Origin of the sequence: Psychrobacillus sp. NPDC058041 (assembly GCF_042885655.1) — a bacterium.
In the GTDB taxonomy this organism is placed as follows: Bacteria; Bacillota; Bacilli; order Bacillales_A; family Planococcaceae; genus Psychrobacillus.
Map to the genome: position 1 here is coordinate 134678 of NZ_JBHVRO010000002.1, position 18006 is coordinate 152683.

19 protein-coding genes are annotated in these 18006 nt (G+C 33.9%); 7 read left to right on the forward strand and 12 right to left on the reverse strand.

Annotated elements, in window-relative coordinates:
- The first annotated feature begins 206 nt into the window (after positions 1-206).
- The 3 genes from ACFVR1_RS03170 to ACFVR1_RS03180 are packed head-to-tail and all read left to right on the forward strand — an operon-like array spanning position 207 to position 3060.
- Complete coding sequence (locus ACFVR1_RS03170) at positions 207-1217, forward strand: ABC transporter substrate-binding protein (protein ID WP_387580268.1); 1011 nt, start codon at positions 207-209, stop codon at positions 1215-1217.
- 18 nt (positions 1218-1235) lie between these two features.
- Entirely contained in the window at positions 1236-2270 is a 1035-nt protein-coding gene (locus ACFVR1_RS03175) for an ABC transporter permease (protein ID WP_387580271.1), read from the forward strand.
- Positions 2263-3060 (forward strand): ABC transporter ATP-binding protein, encoded by a 798-nt coding sequence (locus ACFVR1_RS03180; protein WP_387580274.1) that lies wholly within the window; start codon positions 2263-2265, stop codon positions 3058-3060. Before ACFVR1_RS03175 ends, ACFVR1_RS03180 begins: the two co-directional genes overlap by 8 nt.
- A 112-nt stretch (positions 3061-3172) precedes the next feature.
- Here the strand turns inward: ACFVR1_RS03180 and ACFVR1_RS03185 are convergent, their stop codons facing one another.
- The 4 genes from ACFVR1_RS03185 to ACFVR1_RS03200 all read right to left on the reverse strand — a co-directional run bounded on the left by ACFVR1_RS03185 (position 3173) and on the right by ACFVR1_RS03200 (position 7672).
- On the reverse strand, positions 3173-4651 hold the full coding sequence (locus ACFVR1_RS03185; protein ID WP_387580277.1) for a catalase: 1479 nt from the start codon (positions 4649-4651) through the stop codon (positions 3173-3175).
- A 165-nt stretch (positions 4652-4816) separates the two neighbouring features.
- The gene (ilvA, locus tag ACFVR1_RS03190; protein ID WP_387581216.1) at positions 4817-6079 is read right to left on the reverse strand and encodes a threonine ammonia-lyase IlvA; all 1263 of its coding nucleotides are present in this window, start codon (positions 6077-6079) and stop codon (positions 4817-4819) included.
- Positions 6080-6296: 217 nt separating this feature from the next.
- Positions 6297-7472 (reverse strand): amidohydrolase, encoded by a 1176-nt coding sequence (locus tag ACFVR1_RS03195; protein ID WP_387580279.1) that lies wholly within the window; start codon positions 7470-7472, stop codon positions 6297-6299.
- Between the two features lie 110 nt (positions 7473-7582).
- A complete protein-coding gene (locus tag ACFVR1_RS03200; RefSeq protein ID WP_387580282.1) occupies positions 7583-7672 on the reverse strand; it encodes a hypothetical protein in 90 nt (29 codons plus the stop codon).
- A gap of 320 nt (positions 7673-7992) precedes the next feature.
- Here ACFVR1_RS03200 and ACFVR1_RS03205 point away from each other — a divergent pair, with 320 nt between their 5' ends.
- A complete protein-coding gene (locus ACFVR1_RS03205) occupies positions 7993-8541 on the forward strand; it encodes an NADPH-dependent FMN reductase (RefSeq protein ID WP_387580284.1) in 549 nt (182 codons plus the stop codon).
- A gap of 169 nt (positions 8542-8710) precedes the next feature.
- Here the strand turns inward: ACFVR1_RS03205 and ACFVR1_RS03210 are convergent, their stop codons facing one another.
- Both ACFVR1_RS03210 and pxpB read right to left on the reverse strand, forming a co-directional pair.
- The gene (locus ACFVR1_RS03210; RefSeq protein ID WP_387580286.1) at positions 8711-9697 is read right to left on the reverse strand and encodes a 5-oxoprolinase subunit C family protein; all 987 of its coding nucleotides are present in this window, start codon (positions 9695-9697) and stop codon (positions 8711-8713) included.
- Positions 9697-10422, reverse strand: a complete 726-nt coding sequence (pxpB, locus tag ACFVR1_RS03215; protein ID WP_387580288.1) for a 5-oxoprolinase subunit PxpB — start codon at positions 10420-10422, stop codon at positions 9697-9699. The genes ACFVR1_RS03210 and pxpB overlap by 1 nt, the downstream gene beginning before the upstream one ends.
- 244 nt (positions 10423-10666) lie before the next feature.
- On the opposite strand from pxpB, the gene ACFVR1_RS03220 reads away from it, so the two are divergent.
- The 3 genes from ACFVR1_RS03220 to hisF all read left to right on the forward strand — a co-directional run bounded on the left by ACFVR1_RS03220 (position 10667) and on the right by hisF (position 13103).
- Entirely contained in the window at positions 10667-11428 is a 762-nt protein-coding gene (locus ACFVR1_RS03220; protein WP_387580291.1) for a LamB/YcsF family protein, read from the forward strand.
- 288 nt (positions 11429-11716) lie between these two features.
- Positions 11717-12316, forward strand: coding sequence for an imidazole glycerol phosphate synthase subunit HisH (hisH, locus tag ACFVR1_RS03225; RefSeq protein ID WP_387580294.1), 600 nt, complete (start codon positions 11717-11719; stop codon positions 12314-12316).
- Positions 12317-12329: 13 nt separating this feature from the next.
- Positions 12330-13103, forward strand: coding sequence for an imidazole glycerol phosphate synthase subunit HisF (hisF, locus tag ACFVR1_RS03230; protein WP_387580297.1), 774 nt, complete (start codon positions 12330-12332; stop codon positions 13101-13103).
- A 225-nt stretch (positions 13104-13328) separates the two neighbouring features.
- Here the strand turns inward: hisF and ACFVR1_RS03235 are convergent, their stop codons facing one another.
- The 6 genes from ACFVR1_RS03235 to ACFVR1_RS03260 all read right to left on the reverse strand — a co-directional run bounded on the left by ACFVR1_RS03235 (position 13329) and on the right by ACFVR1_RS03260 (position 17926).
- Positions 13329-13430: a YjcZ family sporulation protein gene (locus ACFVR1_RS03235; RefSeq protein ID WP_387580299.1), complete on the reverse strand. Its 102-nt coding sequence runs from the start codon at positions 13428-13430 to the stop codon at positions 13329-13331.
- A gap of 187 nt (positions 13431-13617) precedes the next feature.
- On the reverse strand, positions 13618-14244 hold the full coding sequence (gene cdaS / locus ACFVR1_RS03240; RefSeq protein ID WP_387580302.1) for a sporulation-specific diadenylate cyclase CdaS: 627 nt from the start codon (positions 14242-14244) through the stop codon (positions 13618-13620).
- Positions 14245-15154: 910 nt separating this feature from the next.
- Entirely contained in the window at positions 15155-15814 is a 660-nt protein-coding gene (locus tag ACFVR1_RS03245) for an HAD family hydrolase (RefSeq protein WP_387580305.1), read from the reverse strand.
- A 116-nt stretch (positions 15815-15930) separates the two neighbouring features.
- On the reverse strand, positions 15931-16578 hold the full coding sequence (locus ACFVR1_RS03250) for a spore coat protein (RefSeq protein ID WP_387580307.1): 648 nt from the start codon (positions 16576-16578) through the stop codon (positions 15931-15933).
- 203 nt (positions 16579-16781) lie between these two features.
- Entirely contained in the window at positions 16782-17363 is a 582-nt protein-coding gene (locus tag ACFVR1_RS03255; protein WP_387580309.1) for a branched-chain amino acid aminotransferase, read from the reverse strand.
- The gene (locus ACFVR1_RS03260) at positions 17360-17926 is read right to left on the reverse strand and encodes an SLOG family protein (RefSeq protein WP_387580312.1); all 567 of its coding nucleotides are present in this window, start codon (positions 17924-17926) and stop codon (positions 17360-17362) included. Before ACFVR1_RS03260 ends, ACFVR1_RS03255 begins: the two co-directional genes overlap by 4 nt.
- Positions 17927-18006: the final 80 nt, after the last annotated feature.

Genomic DNA, 18006 nt, shown 5'->3' on the forward strand with positions numbered 1-18006 from the left:
GTCTTTGATACGACTAAGGAGGGCATAATACCTTAAATGTTCAAGCAAATGTGAAAGTTCAAGCTTTCATGTTTGTATTGGAGCCTGGCACCTGAAATATTATGTTATTGACTATCTTTCTAATGCAGTGTAACATATCTTTAAATTGACACTTTAACGAGTTGAATCGTTAGTGTAAATGATTTTACTAGGGGGTTTTTATAAAGATGAGAAAAAAAATTAAAAATTTAGCTTTTCTACTAATTGGTGCAGTACTTTTGTTGGCTGCTTGTGGAGGAAATGAAAAGCAAAGTTCTACTGCTAAATCAAATGAAGAAACAAGTTCTAGTAGTGAAACAAAGAAATATAAAATAGGTGTTACACAAATTGTAGAGCATCCATCATTAAATGCTGCATTTGATGGATTTAAAAAAGCTTTGGAAGATGCAGGGATTGATGCTGATTATAAAGTGGAAAATGCTCAAAATGATAATAGTTCAAATACAACGATTGCAAATAATTTAGTGAGCTCTGGTGTTGATTTAATTTTCGCCAACTCAACTCCAAGTGCTCAAGCCGTTGCAAGTGTAACGAAAGATATACCAATTGTATTTACATCTGTTACGGATGCAGTAAGTGCAGAGCTTGTTCAATCGATGGAAAAACCAGGTGGTAATGTAACTGGTACTGTTGATACACAACCTGAAGCAATTCCAAGTACCATAAAATTTTTAAAAGATGAATTAGGTGCAAAAAATGTTGGAATGGTATTTAATGCTGGTGAACAGAACTCACGTGCACAAGTAGATGCAGTGAAAGAGCAAATGAGTGATGTTGGTTTAAATGTAGTGGAAGCTTCTGTATCTACGTCAGCTGAAGTGAAACAAGCAACTGAATCTCTGATCGGCAAAGTAGATTCTTTGTATATTATTACAGACAATACAGTGGTATCTGCTCTAGAGTCTGTTGTTTCTGTTGCAAATGATCACAAGTTACCGATGATGGTTGGTGAGTTTGACTCTGTTAAAAGAGGCGGATTAGGCGCATTCGGATTTGAATATTTTGATATCGGTTATCAAGCCGGTCAAATGGCCGTGAAAATTCTAAAAGGCGAGAGTACTCCAGCAGAATTACCAGTACAATATCCTCAAAATTTACGATTTGTACTAAATAAAGAAACGGCTGATATCCTTGGTCTAGAAGTTAAAGACGAGTGGAATTCGGAATTTGTTAAATAGATAGGGGATTGGTTCTTTATGTTTACAGCTATATTTGGATCTGTTGAGCAAGGAATCATTTATGCAATTATGGCACTCGGAGTATATCTAACGTTCCGAGTGCTAGATTTTCCAGACTTAACTGTAGATGGGAGTTTCGTTACAGGTGCTGGAACAGCTGCTACAATGATTGTATTAGGGTACCACCCTGTTCTTGCAACTTTAACTGCTATTGTTGCTGGATTTATTGCAGGATGCTTAACAGGTTTATTACATACTAAAGGGAAAATAAATCCGTTATTATCAGGAATTTTAATGATGATTGCTTTATATTCTATCAATCTTCGAATAATGGGTTTAACTTCGGAAAATTCGATTGGTCGACCAAATATCCCCCTTTTAAATTCGGAAACTTTGTTTAGCCTATTTTATAGGTGGTGGGGTAAATTAGGAATTGATGAAACAATAAATAGTTTACTAGAAAGTATTGGCGTGCAGTACGTTCCTGGTACATGGGGAACAATTGTTGTAGTAGGTATTATAGTATTGATCATCAAATTAATTGTAGATTGGTTTTTGAAAACAGAAGTTGGTCTTGCCATTCGAGCAACTGGTGACAATAAAAAAATGATTCGAAGCTTTTCCGCGAATACAGACAATTTAGTCATCATAGGATTAGGAATTTCAAATGCACTCGTTGCGCTCTCTGGAGCATTAATTGCACAATATGCAAAGTTCGCAGATATAGGAATGGGCATCGGAATGATAGTAATTGGATTAGCATCCGTAATTATCGGAGAAGCAATTTTTGGAACGAAGACGATAATTCGTACTACGTTAGCTGTTATATCTGGTGCGATTGTCTACCGCATTGTATTAGCACTTGCCCTTCGTATAGATTTATTAGATACAGGGGATATGAAATTAATAACAGCAATAATTGTTATTGCTGCTCTAATATTGCCTCAATACATTGATAAACGACGAGAAAAAAGAAGAAAAGCAAGACGTCATATGCAGCGTACTATTTCCGAAGTTCAAGTCTTAAAGCAGGAGGGGAATGATCTTGCTTAAACTTCAATCGATAAATAAAATCTTTAATGAAGCAACTGCAGATGAGAAAATTGCATTAGATCAAATTAATTTAGAATTAAAAGCTGGAGATTTTGTCACAGTGATTGGAAGTAATGGAGCAGGTAAGTCCACTATGATGAATATGATATCTGGCGCACTCACACCTGACTTTGGAAAGATAGTAATAGATGGTAATGACGTTTCTAAATTACCTGAGTATAAAAGGTCTCAGTATATCGGTCGAGTTTTTCAAGATCCTATGGCAGGAACTGCGCCTTCGATGACGATAGAAGAAAATCTTGCACTTGCATTTTCGAGAAATAAAAAGCGTGGATTAAAAATCGGTGTGGATAAAAAGAGAAGAGAGTTTTTTATTCAATCACTTGAGAAGTTGCACTTGAATTTAGATACTCGTTTAAATGCAAAAGTAGGTTTGTTGTCCGGGGGAGAAAGGCAGGCACTTTCACTTTTAATGGCGACATTTACAAAGCCATCTATATTATTATTAGATGAGCATACGGCAGCTCTTGATCCTTCCCGAGCAGAATTAATTACTAATTTAACGAAGCAACTTGTTGAAGAGGATCAACTTACTACGCTTATGGTTACGCATAATATGCAACAAGCTCTAGACCTAGGTAATCGATTAATTATGATGGATAAAGGTCAAATTATTTTAGAAGTTGATGAAGTAGAGAAGAATGGTTTAACAATTGCAAAACTAATGGAAGAGTTTCAACGAATCCGTGGTGAAAAGTTAACAAGTGACCGTACGCTTCTATCTGAATGAAAAAGAGAAAGAACTGTTTCTTAAAGTCTTATTCGACTTAAGAACAGTTCTTTTTTGATTTTAATAAATAGGGCTATCCTTTAAAAAAGGATAGCCCTCAGTATAGATTATGTTAAGCCATTGCTGCTTCGATATTCCCCCAAGGAATTTCCATTACATCGGCAAGACCTTTTCCGTATGCAGGATCAGCTTTGTAGCAATGAATAATGTGACGAACTTTAATATATTCTTCTACACCATTCATATTACGAGCGGTATTTTCAAACAATACTTGTTGTTGTTCTGGACTCATCAAATTGAATAATTTCCCAGGTTGTTCAAAGTAATTATCGTCGTCCTCTCGGAAGTCCCAAATAGAAGCTGCACCATTTATCGCTAGAGGTGGTTCTTTAAATTCAGGTTGTGCTTTCCATTGACCGTAACTGTTTGGTTCGTAGTGAAGTGTTCCTCCTAAGTTACCATCTGTACGCATTGCGCCATCTCTATGGAAAGAGTGAACAGGGCATTTCGGTTGATTGACTGGAATTTGGTGATGGTTAACACCAAGACGATAGCGCTGTGCATCACCATAAGAGAATAATCGCCCTTGTAACATTCTGTCAGGAGAGAAGCTAATACCTGGTACTACATTAGCTGGTGTAAATGCAGCTTGTTCGACTTCTGCAAAATAGTTTTCAGGGTTGCGATTTAGTTCCCATTCACCAACTTCAATTAAAGGGAAATCTTTTTTGTACCAAACTTTTGTTAAATCAAATGGATTATAAGGCATATTATTTGCTTGTTCTTCTGTCATTACTTGAATATACATTTTCCATTTTGGGAAATCACCTTTTTCGATACTTTCAAAAAGATCACGTTGATGACTTTCACGGTCTTTCCCTACAAGAGTCTCTGCTTCTTGATCCGTTAAGTTTTTAATTGGTTGCTGAGATCGCATATGGAATTTTACCCAAACTCGCTCGTTATTAGCATTTATCATACTGAATGTATGGCTTCCAAAACCATGCATATGACGATATGTTTCAGGAATACCACGATCACTCATTACAATAGTCACTTGATGAAGCGCTTCAGGTAATGATGTCCAAAAATCCCAATTGTTATTTGCACTACGCATATTTGTACGTGGATCACGTTTAACTGCATGGTTTAAATCTGGAAAGTTAAGTGGGTCACGGAAGAAGAATACAGGTGTATTATTTCCGACTAAATCCCAGTTTCCTTGGTCTGTGTAAAATCGCATTGAAAATCCACGAATATCACGTTCTGCATCAGCAGCTCCACGTTCACCAGCTACTGTGGAGAAACGTACAAACATTTCAGTTTCTTTTCCAATTTCGGAGAAAATACTTGCTTTTGTATATTGAGTAATGTCATTAGTAACAGTAAATTTACCATATGCTGCCGAACCTTTCGCGTGCATACGACGTTCTGGAATAACTTCTCTATCAAAGTGTGCCAGTTTTTCTAATAACCAAACATCTTGAAGTAATAATGGTCCACGTGGTCCCGCAGACATAGAGTTCTGATTGTCTACTACAGGTGCTCCAGCTGCTGTTGTCAATTTGTTGTTTTCTTGATTCTCTGTCATTGACTATTTCCTCCTAGATTAGAATATTTATAATACAAGAATGATTATATCAAAGTAATAAGTATTTTACTAGGAATGAAATATAAAAGTTTTCGACAAAATACCCGATAATCAGTAATAAAAACACTTGTGAGAACTGGTATCACAAGTGTTGTTTAAGTTATATTAAATTAATAAATCGAAAAGAGTACTATCTTTGTTCACTTCTTTATAAGAAAATCCATTCTCAATCATTCGAGAAATTAAGTTGATATAATCATTACTATTTTTCAATTCAATTCCAACTAAGGCAGGTCCACTTTCTTTATTATTTTTCTTAGTATATTCAAATGTTGTAATATCATCGTTTGGACCGAGTACTTTATCAAGAAATTCCCGTAAGGCTCCAGCTCTCTGAGGGAAGCTAACAATGAAATAATATAGAAGTCCTTCATGTATTAATGACTTTTCTTTAATCTCTTGCATTCTACCAATATCATTATTCCCACCACTAATAACGCATACAACAGTTTTACCTTTAATTTGGTGCTGATAATAGTCTAACGCTGAAATAGGAAGTGCCCCAGCAGGTTCAGCAATAATTGCATGTTTATTGTACAAGTCTAAAATAGTTGAACAAACTTTCCCCTCTGGAACGAGCACAATATCATCCAAATATTTTTGACAAATTTCATAAGTGAGACTTCCTGCACATTTAACTGCTGCTCCATCTACAAATTTATCGATTGTTTCAAGAACAAAGGGGCCTTTATTTTCTAAAGCAGCTTTCATACTACCAGCACCAGCAGGTTCTACACCAATAATTTTTGTTTGAGAAGAGAGATTCTTTATATAAGTAGAAATCCCAGAAATTAAACCACCGCCACCAATACTACCGAATACAAAATCTATTGGTTCTTCAATGTCATTCATAATTTCAACAGCAACTGTTCCTTGACCGGCAATGATATCCCGGTCATCAAAAGGGTGGATGAAAATTCGATCTTCTGCTTCCGCGCAGGCAATCGCGCTTTGTGCAGAATCATCAAATGTATCGCCAGAAAGTAATATTTCAACAAATTCACGACCAAACATCCTTACTTGGTCAATTTTTTGTTTAGGTGTAGTGAGGGGCATAAAAATTTTGGCCGTTATTCTTAAATGTGCACAAGCATATGCAACGCCTTGTGCATGATTCCCAGCACTTGCACATACCACACCACTCGCTCGAGCCTCATTCTCAATTGACTTAATTTTGTAATATGCTCCACGTAATTTAAAAGAGCGAACATGCTGTAAATCTTCTCTTTTAATATAAACGGTGCAATTGTATTTTTCAGATAAATATTCGTTTTTTTGTAATGGTGTGTGGACCACAACATCTTTTAGGAATTGATGTGCAATTAGCACGTTTTCTACTTGTATCGATTTCACATCTGCTACTTGCATCATGATTTTTCCAACCTCCAATATATTAAATATTTATATATTTTAACACGCCACAGTGGTGAATCGCTACAATAATTTAGAGAATTCGAAATAATGTAACAAATTATGTGTATTTATTTATTACAAAGGTATTACTGGTGCCAGGCACCAGTAATACCTTTGTAATAATAGAAAAGGAGGTTACCGATGATTATGGGTAACCTCCTGTTAGCTATACTTATTTCATACATATGTTTTCAGCTATTTTAACAAAATATTCTGTGCCATATTGTAAAGCATCCTCGTCTACCATAAATTTAGGGTGATGAAGAGGGAAGTCATTACCAAGCTTTTCGTTATAAATGCCGATAAATTGCATAGAACCAGGAGCTTTTTGTAAATAAGCAGAGAAATCTTCTCCACCAAACATTGGTTTATCTTGATGAATAACATATTCTTTCCCAAATACTTCTATTGCTGCGTTTCTAGAGATTGCAACCGTTTCTTTATCATTTATAACTGGATCATATCCATCCATCCAATTAATTTTATAAGATGCTCCGTGTGCCTCTGTAATTCCTTTGACAATCTGATTGACATATTTTTTTGCTTCATTTCGACTTAAATGGTCAAGTGAACGCAATGTACCTCCTATGTATGCAGTTTCAGGAATTACATTTAAAACATTTCCGCTTTGGAAGACAACAACAGATAAAACAGGTACTTGTAATGCAGAAATTTTTCTAGCTACTATTTGTTGAAGGTTAGTTACAACCTCTGCACCAATTACAATTGGATCTATTGTTTTTTCAGGCATTGCAGCATGTCCGCCTTTACCAATAATAGTTATTTCAAAATCATCGATAGCAGCACACCATACGTCATCCTTCATTCCAATTGTTCCTGATTTTAAATATGGGTCTACATGTAATGCGAAAATATGATCTACTCCATCTACTACTCTTTGTTCTACTAATCCAAGAGCTCCGCCAGGACTAACTTCTTCAGCATGCTGAAAGATAAATCGAATTTCTCCGCTAATTTCTTCTATTCTCGTGGAAAGCTCTTTTGCAGCACCTAGTAACATAGCAGTGTGTGTATCATGCCCACAAGCATGCATTACACCTACATTTTTTGATTTGAAAGGAACATCTGTTTCTTCTACAATCGGAAGTGCATCTATATCAGCACGGAATGCAATAGAAAGAGGGCTCTCGGTTACTTTTTTACCTTTTAATACTGCTAGAACGCTTGTTTTTGTTGGTCTTGAAACTTCTAAATTAGGAAATGTTTCTAGTAATTCATAAATAAAATTAGATGTTTCAACTTCCTCAAAACCTAATTCTGGATTTTCGTGAATATGTCTTCTCCAGCTAATAATTTCTTCTTTAATTGATTCTTGTTTAATTGCCAATATTATTACCTCCAATAATTAAAATGGACCATATTTTGTGAATTGAGCAAACAATAAAAAAGATACAGAGATAATGACTAAAATACCTACGAATGGGAAAACCATTTTAGTCACTTTGTATACGGAATACCGAATAAAGCTAAAGTTGCCATTAGAACCCCAGAAGTAGGGAGGATAAGGTTGGAAATACCGTCACCCATTGTCCATTACCTGATGGTACTATAAAATTCATACATAATTGAGTGATAAACATTTCCATTTTCCGTCTATCGGAAAGTGTTTTCATTTGATGGAAACGTTTAATTTAAATTATATAGTTGTCTCAAAATTTGTCAATATGTTCAGAAAATATTGAATGCATTATTTTGAAAGTGAATTCAAATTGTTTGCATGGAAGTACTAAGCATAGGACAAGCATAAATTTGTATTCAAGTGGTATACTAAAAAACGTCATAATTCGCTAAGAATATTTCTTAGCAAGAAATAAAATAGATTAGAAACAGAAAGAGGAGATTTACTGATGGCAATTAAAGTAGCAGCAATTATTGGAAGCAACAGAAAAGAATCCTATAACCTAAAGCTAGTAAAATATATGAAAGATCGTTATGCGGATAAATTAGATATTGAAATCGTGTCTATTAATGAAGTAGAAATGTTTAGTGCAGATATTGAAGAAAATCCACCAAAAGGTGCAATGGATTTTAAATTAAAGGTTCGCAATACAGAAGCAGTTTTATTTGCAGTACCAGAGTACAATTTCTCAATTCCAGGTGCATTAAAAAATGCTATAGATTGGATGTCTCGTAGCGGACATGACATGAAAGACAAACCAACTTTTATAGTAGGTTCTTCAATGGGTGTACTAGGAAGTGTACGTGCACAAATGCATTTAAGAGAAATCATTACAAATCCAACATTACAACCAAAATTACTTCCAAATAATGAAGTATATATTGGCGCAATTCATACTAAAATGAATGAGCAAAACGAATTAACGGACGAAGGTACAATCGCTTTCCTTGATCAAGTTGTAAATAACTTTGTTGAATTTTATAACAAAGTAAAATAATTGTTGTATTGAAACAAACAAACATGAAAAACGTGAAATTCACGATTTTCATGTTTGTTTTAGTTTTCACGATTATCACAATTGTTTTGGTGCCAGGCACCTGTTACATACCTGTAACAGATTAATTAAGAAAAATCTCTATTTCATTTGAATAGAGATTTTTCTTTGACTAATTAAACATTTTAAAATATATAGATGTTTTTATTCTATTTATTATTTGTTCATTTTGAAATAATATATTTTCTGCCTCTTCGAGTGTGATTTCCTTGAAACGAATAATTGCTCTTGGTTGTAGCTGGGCAAGACTTGGTAAGTCAGCCGTTATTACTTGACCGATTTTAGGGTATCCTCCAGTGGTCTGTCTATCTGCCATTAGAATGATAGGCTGTCCATTAGGAGGAATCTGAATTGTACCAAAAGTAACTCCTTCGGAAATAAGGTCAAAGTTATTCGATAATGAAATTGGAGTGCCTTCAAGGCGATATCCCATTCGGTCAGACTGTAATGTAACGGAGTATGGATGTTCAAAAAAAGTTTTTTGACTTTCTTTGTCAAACCGATCGAATTCCGTCCCTTTTAACACTCTAATGGTTTGATCTGACTTGAAACTTATCAATTCATTTAAATTAATTGACCAAGAAATAGTATTAGTTTCAATATACTTTTTTATTTCATTATTTAACTTATTTCTGTCTCCAATTGGCAAGATGTCTCCTTTTTGCAAAGCTCTTCCATCAAATCCACCTAATTTTGCTCGAAGATATGTACTTTTACTTCCCATAATTTCAGGAATATTAACTCCTCCAGCGATAGCGACATATGCTCTACATCCTTTAATCGCAGAATTAAATTTTAGGATAGATTTTTTCTTTATAAGAACTGGCCGCCAAATAGGAACAATTATTCCGTCTATTGTAGTCAGAAAGTCACCACCAGTGATAGCGACTACTGTATCTTCATCGAATTGAAGAGTTGCTCCATATAAGGTAATTTCAAGTGCTGCTTCATTCTCTCTATTACCAACTAATAGATTTGCAAGTCTCAATGAATAGATATCCATCGCACCACTAACAATGACACCATACTTTTGTGAACCGAATCTCCCGATGTCTTGAATAGTTGTTAGCAAACCTGAATTTAGTACTCGTACACTCATTACAGCATCCCCTTATTTTTTATGTAATCACTAGGAGAAATAGGAACAAATTGAATTCTGTCCCCTGATTGGAGTAAAGTTGGAGGTGACATATGAGGGAGAAATAAATTAAGCGGCGTTCGTCCAATAATTTGCCAACCTCCAGGAGTTTCTAATGGATAAACTCCTGTTTGTTTACCAGCAATACCTACTGAGCCAGGCTTGATAGATAGTCTCGGTGTTTCTTTTCGAGGGGTAGCTATTCTTTCATCCATCCCCCCCATTAAAGGAAAGCCTGGTGCAAAACCAAGCATATAAACTAAACACTCACTTTCCGAATGAATTCGGATGACCTCTTCTTGTGTCATATTATGATATAGTGCAACATCTTTTAAATCGGGTCCGAATTCTCCTCCGTAACAAACGGGTATGGAGACAAGCCTTGGACTTTCGCTTTTATTAATTTTAAATTGTTTTACTAACTCAATTATATGAGTGCATACTTTTTCGAAAGCGGTAAAAGTTCCTTTTTGCGAAGTATGTACAATGTATGGATTGTAATATATGGTTATATTATTGTAGGCAGGCACCAATTCAATAAACCCCTCAAATGGGTGTTCTGTTAAGAGCTCTGAAAGGTTTTTAACTTTTTTATGTAGAGTAGAATTAATACCTTCACCGAGCCGTACGATTAATGCTGAATCTCCTAGTGGTACTATCTTGACTTCACTATGATGAACGGACATGATAACAGCTCCTAAGTTTTGAAATATATTATGAAAGTTATAAAATCGGATAATAATTATTATAATTCTCTAAAAGTAAATTACAAGACGATCATATTTCAAAATGTTTAAATGAAACAGCGGAATTACTATTATAGAAAAATCATTATGATAGACTTGGTTAAAGTAAAATAATTAAAGTTTCGTAATTCTGAACCGATGCTTTATTATAAATTTATATTAATATTTCATGGGGGAGATGTGTATGTTTAGAGTTGACTTGAATTGTGACCTTGGAGAAAGTTTTGGTCTATACAAATTAGGAGAACAAAAGGACATATTGAAATATGTTACATCTGCTAATATTGCATGTGGGTTTCATGCTGGAGATCCAAGCGTTATGCGAGAAACAGTAAAATTAGCGATAGAAAATGGTGTTAAAATAGGTGCACATCCTGGATTACCTGATTTATATGGATTTGGTAGAAGAGAGATGATGATCACTCCACAAGAAGGATACGATATGGTTGTCTACCAAATAGGTGCATTAAATGGTTTTCTAGAAACTTTTGAAGAACAGATGCAACATGTTAAGCCACATGGAGCATTATATAATATGGCAGCTAAAGATACTATGCTAGCACAAGCAATAGCGCAAGCAGTCTATGATGTTTCTCCTTCATTAATTTTGATTGGATTAGCAAATAGTGAACTAACAACAGCTGGAGAAAAAATTGGCTTACGTACAGCTCATGAGGTATTTGCAGATCGAACATATCAGTCAGATGGAACATTAACTTCTCGTCAACAAAGTGATGCATTAATTACGGATACTAACAAATCCATTAACCAAGTTGTAAAAATGGTAACGGAAGGGAAAATAATATCCCAACAACAATCGGAAGTTTTGGTAAGAGCAGATACAATATGTATTCATGGCGATGGGGGGCACACCGTATCTTTCGCAAAATATATAAGAGAAACTTTAGAGAGTAAAAGAGTAGTAGTTTCTGCATTCTACGATTAGTGTTTGAGTTGGATATAGGGGAAATAGTAGAAAAAGCGAGTTAAAATATTTTTAGTATAATTATATATTTTTAAACAAACATGAAAAACGTGAAATTCACGATTTTCATGTTTGTTTTATTTTTCACGAATTTCACAATTATTATGATTGTTTTGGTGCCAGGCACCTGTAACAATTTTGTAATAAGGACATTCTTTTCATTTCACTCTGCTAGTGTACTAAAGTTTTTGTTTTATTTTTTGTTTTTAGATGGCATAATAATAGCATACTAAAAGTGGGGGCAAGAACATGATTGGAATCATAGATTACGGAGCAGGTAATTTACATAGTGTGTTGAAAGCAATAACTGGATTAGGTTATGAAACCAAACTTGTAACAAAACCAATTAATCATGATGAGTCCATTTCCAAGCTAATACTTCCTGGAGTTGGGAATGCAAAAGTCGCAATGGATGTTTTGAATGAATCTGGTTTGAGTGATTATTTAAGAAATGAAGTTGCAAAAGGAACTCCTTTATTAGGAATTTGTTTAGGAATGCAGCTACTTTTAGAATCTAGTGAGGAAGGCAATGTGGAATGTTTAGGTTTTCTGAAAGGAACGGTTACGGAGTTTAAAGAGGAAACTGAAAAAATTCCACATATGGGTTGGAATCAAGTAAAAGATGTTCAAAACAATTTTTTATTCAACAATATTCCTGATAGCACAGATTTCTATTTTGTTCATTCTTATTTCGCAAAGCCTTTGGAAGAAAAAAATATTCTTGGATTAACAAACTATGGCATAGATTTTGCTAGTGCTATTGGCAATGAACAAGTCATGGGAGTTCAGTTCCATCCAGAAAAAAGCGGAAAGTATGGCATTCAACTATTAGACAATTATTGTAAATAAGGAGTTAACATATATGCTTAGAAAAAGAATAGTTCCAGCAATCGATGTATTGAATGACAAAGCCGTAAAATATGTACAATTCAGAAATCCTACTATAATTGGAGATCCTGCCGAGCTAGGAAAAAAGTACACCGAAGATGGTGCGGACGAATTAATTTATCTAGATACAACTGCTTCACTGAAAAATCAAGATCTTAAAATTGAATGGATTCGAAAAGTAGCAGAGCAAGTTTACATTCCTTTTTCCGTGATAGGTGGAGTGCGAACAGTTAATGATTTTAAAAACCTCCTTCGAGCAGGGGCAGATAAGGTAGGTGTAAACTCTGCAGCAGTACAACGCCCGGAATTGCTTAAAGAAGCCTCAGAAATTTATGGCAAGCAATGTGTTGTTTTAGGATTAGATGCTATGCCGATTTATAATGAAGATCATAAAATTATTCGATGGGAAGTATATACTCATTCCGGTCATGAAAAAACAGGAATGGATGTTGTTGAATGGGCCCAGCAGGCAACAGAACTTGGAGCTGGCGAAATCATTTGTACAAGCATTCATAAAGACGGTATGAAAAATGGTTACGATATAGATCTAATAAAATTACTTTCAGAAAAAGTAAAGGTCCCAATAATCGCTTCTGGTGGTGCTGGAAAAATGGAGCATATTGAAGAAGTATTTACAGAAGGAAAAGCAGATGCAGCACTTGTTGCTTCGATGATCCACTACGGGGATTATACTATTTCTGAAATTAAAACATTTCTACAAGAAAAAAAAATTGATGTTCGTCTCTAATAATATTATAGATAAAAGGAATCGCTAATTGTTGTGATTCCTTTTTAAATAATTTGAATCTTTAAAGAAAGTAATCAGTATCCAATATTAGAAGAAAGTGAACTATTTGTTTATGAATTATACATAATTTATAAAAATCTAATAATGTACAGAACAAAAGGGTAGATTTTTAAATCTACCCTTTGTTCTTATTCGGACACTTTGAGAATTAAGTGGGATGTGAGATTAGTAGTTTCCTAAAAAAGAAGCCCCTACAATGATAAGGAGTATAAATAATACTACGATTAAAGCGAAGTTTGAGTTCGTTCCACCATCTGCATAACTCATATATTTCACCACCCACCATATTGAGATTAAGGGATAAAAGTTTACACCCTTAGAAATATGTTATGTGATAAATTAGAATGAAATTGGACTAATGTGTTATAGATTATGGAATTGTTTATAAATTTTATAGAATTGTTTGTAGTATTGAATATACACTGATCTCCATCCAAATTTCTTTTTCTTTTAGTTAAACTAATAATGAACTAGTAGTAATTATAGGATGTAGCTCTCCATTCATAGCAAAAGAAACTCTTCCTGTTTCTTCGGAAACAACTAGAACTAGAGCGTCACTTTTTTCTGATAAACCTATAGCAGCACGATGCCGTGTTCCCAGTTTTTTTTCACCGACAATTATGTTCGATAAAGGGAGAACATTTGCTGCGGAAAATATTTGGCTATTACGAACTAAAACAGCACCATCATGAAGAGGGTTCCCAGGATAAAAGATTGATTCTAATAATGAATGTGTTAACTTTGCACCTATTACAGTACCTGGCCGAATGAAAGAATCCAGATGGTCCTCTCTTTCAATCACAATTAACGCACCATGTCTTTGATTAGATAGATGTTGAATGGATGTAGAGATATCTAAATATTTATCAGTAAATGGAGACAAATAACAATTTAAATAAAATGATGCTGCCATTCCTTCTGCCTTTTCAAACTGTTCTTTTATAGTAGCAAGTTTCCCTAAAAGACAAAAGTTATCATTGTCTAAAGTTTTTAATCCCATATTAACTTCAATCGATATATTTTCGAGCCCTTTTTTTAACTTTTCTTTTAATGGTGAAAAATCGCAATTATTTTTTTCCATACAAATCTTCCTCTTTCCAATTGATTGAATTATGGTTTAGTTTAACCTAATACCAATGATTAATTCCTTTTGTTTGGGGAAGAAAAAGTTTGTTACGAACCCATTATTTTTCGGAATAACATTTACATCTCTTATATTGGAAAATTTAATAGTTTAGTTCCTATTTTCATTTTTGTTTTCTTTTCTAATGATGATTGATAATAAGAGAGAAGATGTTTATTGAAAATACACTTGAGGAAAAGGCAATCAATTTAATAAATAATATTTAGATCATAAAACACGCAATCAGCATAATTTCCGCTTTCTGCGGGGTGAGTGATGAGCCATCACCGCCGCACCTTGGAAGTGATCACCTTACTTAGATATTTCAAATGGCGAAGTCGGACATCTATAAAGAACTGAGAAATAAAATAGAAACTTAAATGATTTTAAATGAAAGTGTTTCTGCAATAATTTGTAACAAACTTGGAGAAATACTTTTTCAACGACCAACTTTAAATAGTGATTTTTGGAGCTTGCCGTCCTGGAATAATTTAATTTGGAGGGTCACCCGAGGAAGCATTTATTCGTGAAGTTTGGGTAGAGAAGGTTTAATAGTAGCTTCTACTATTTAGATAGGAGTGTTTGGAGCTAGAGATTACAGATTTAGTTATGAATACCATCAAGTTGAATAATTTAGAAGGTGTGTTGAATGATAATCGTCAGCGAAAATCTTGAGATCAATTGATGGAATATCCGCGGGTTTGTTTTTCGTTTCACTGATATGCACGAGTTTGCAAAAAATAGTGAATATTATATTAGGTGATGAAACAGTCTAAATTATGGCTAATATAGAAACAGAATACATCTAAGAGGCTAATAAGATAAGGGAGTCCATTTACTTGGAGATCCCAGTCTCTTATTATATATTTTAAATAATCTCCCAACCGCGCTTTTTTGCGACGCTTCGAAGTTTAGCTTCTGGTCTCACTGCAACTGGGTTACCAACTAGTTCAAGTACAGGGAAATCAGAATAGCTATCACCATATGCATAACTATTTTCCCAGTCTATAGGGTAGCCTTCTAATGCAGATATTATCTTTTTAGTTTTTTGAATGCCATTGACATGTGTAATTCGAGTTTCTGTATCTACTCGGTTTTCTTTATATAATATATCTGTACCAATAATTTGGTCAAAAGAAATTCCTGATGTAACTTGATATAAAAATTGTGTATAGGCACCTGAAACAAGCAATATATGTATGTTTTCTTTTTGATGTCTTTTAAGTCTGGAAACAACTTCTTTATTAAAATCTTTTTGCATTTTTTCTGTTAGTTCTTCAAAAAAAGCATCCATTTCCAGCTCAGATAAACCTTCAAAAACTTCCAAATACAATTGCATCGAAAGCTCTTTCATTTTCGAGGTAGAAAAAAGCTTTAGTTTATTTGCAATATAAGGAGGAACAATGGATCTGTAAAATTTTTTGTATCTCGATTGATAAACCGAATGTTCCTTTAAATGATTCATGAGAAGCTTAAATGTTTCCTCTGCATATAGTGTGCCATCAAAATCGAAAATTGCAACACGCATGTTTTTCACCTTTTCTTTGCATAAATAATTGCTTTATTCTATTATATGTTAAATTGTAAAAGAAACAATGCAGAAAATAAAAACTCGCCCCTAAAGGAATAGGGACGAAATAGAGATTATTGCATTTTATTCATGGCTTGTCCTTGGACAGGAGCAAAAGCATTTAGCAATTCCTGCATGTTTTGTTGATCTAGTTGTGGAACTTGATAATAGTGATGTTTGTTTTGATAAATGGAAAGCTCATAAGCCATTTCAATGCAGTTTGGAATAGAATCTGCAATAACTCTACGAACGACTGGATTCGTTGTTTCTAAAGCTACTGTTGCTTTGGTTGTTGCAGAAGTCTTTGCTGAACCAAGTAAATATCCAGAAATCATTTCATCAGATATTTCGTTAGCATTTTGCATTGGCTTTTTAGGTTGTGATGGCTTCATTCCATAAACAAAATCGTTGCCAGTTTGCATTTTATAACTTGAAGTTGGGTGAGAAGGGTCTTTACCAGTTTTGAAAGATTCGACAATAATATTGTATTCATCCACTCCAAATGTATATTGGCGATCTAGAATACTCAGTAGTTCTTGGTCTTTTACATGGGGGCGAAGTATCGTTTTTAAATTTAATCCAGCTACCACACAAGATAAAAGTTCGTGTACATCAAACAATTCATGTCCACCATGGTTCATTTGTTGAGTAACATTACCAGTTTGCATATTTTGATGAGTTTGACCTTGACTTTGATTTTGTCCAAATGGATTTTGAGTCATTCCAATTTTTCCTCCTTGTAGAAAATGTGATGAATCATCTTCATTAGTTTGGCCATAATCATTTGACATATGCATCACTATTTAGAACACTTCTAACATATTACAAATATATTACATGTGCCTGGCACCGAAACAAACAGAACAAACGTGAAAATTAAAACAGTCATGAATGTATTAACATTCATGACTGTTTCGAAAATATATTAATTTTCAGTGGCTTCGACTAATGAAAAAATAAATGTGAACAAAAAGTGCATAGTCTCTTTTAAAGTAAAGTTCTCTTTAAACTGATCTAAATAATTTAATGGGAGATTAACTTCCCATAAACCATCTTCTCCAGAAAACATTAAGCTATAGTTCATTTTTTCAGAATTGAAATGTTCGTTTAGATAATCACGTAAGGATTGCCCAAACTTCTTTTGAACTGCTAACCCAAACATTGCAGTGTGCACTTCAAATACTTCATCGAATTCTAATGCAATAGCATCAACACCTATGATATCAAAGCTTTCAGATTCCAAAAATAAATATTCATTTTGATTTTCTTTAAAGTATGCTAGCGGAGAATCTAAAAATCCTACTGATTCCTTGGAAATAAGTTCGTCAGTTTCTTTATTGTATCTTTCAATAATCCCATCTGAAAACTGATCAATTTTTTCTTTAATAACTACAGTTTGCCCTTCTTGAAGTAAATTATTTCTTTCGGCATATTCTTTTTCCTCTATAAATAATTCCACTTCATTATTTGTTTCTTCGATTTTTTTCAATAACTTTTTTGATATCATATAAAATTATTCCTCTCTTCTTCTGCAATTTCTTCTGCTATTAGTTGAAGATCATATGCATCTATTAAGAAAATGGAGTAATTTTCTTTTTCAGCATATTTTTCTGCAAGTATTTTTATGTACTTAGGAGAACCTTCATTTTCTTCATCATATACAATAAGAATACCATCCGAATTTCTTAAAAAAAATTTGTTTTTTTCAACGAATTGCCAAGGTGCCTCATACGTTTTTTTTGTAAGGCTTGTTTGAAAATCAGCTTGAAATAGTAAGGCCTGGTATTTTTCTTGTTTAAGTTCGTTCCAATTTTTTTCTTGTTCTAAAAAGGGTGTAATAATAGCGTATTTTAAGTGTGGAAATTCTTCTTTCATTTCCAAAACAAGCTCAGCCGTCCACGATTCGACGCCTTGTTGCCCGCTTAATATAAGCCATTCCAAACCCTCATTGATTAATGCAATTAATTGGTTTTTAATAGCTTTTTTAATAATTGGAATACCGGGGTGAGAATCATTAAATATACCCAACTCATGTGCTTTATAGCCAGTTACTACTAATCGTTTTACCATTTGATATACCTACTTTGTTTAACAACTCACTTTATCATAACATTTTTTCGATGCTATATAAATATTCATCACTTTTAATG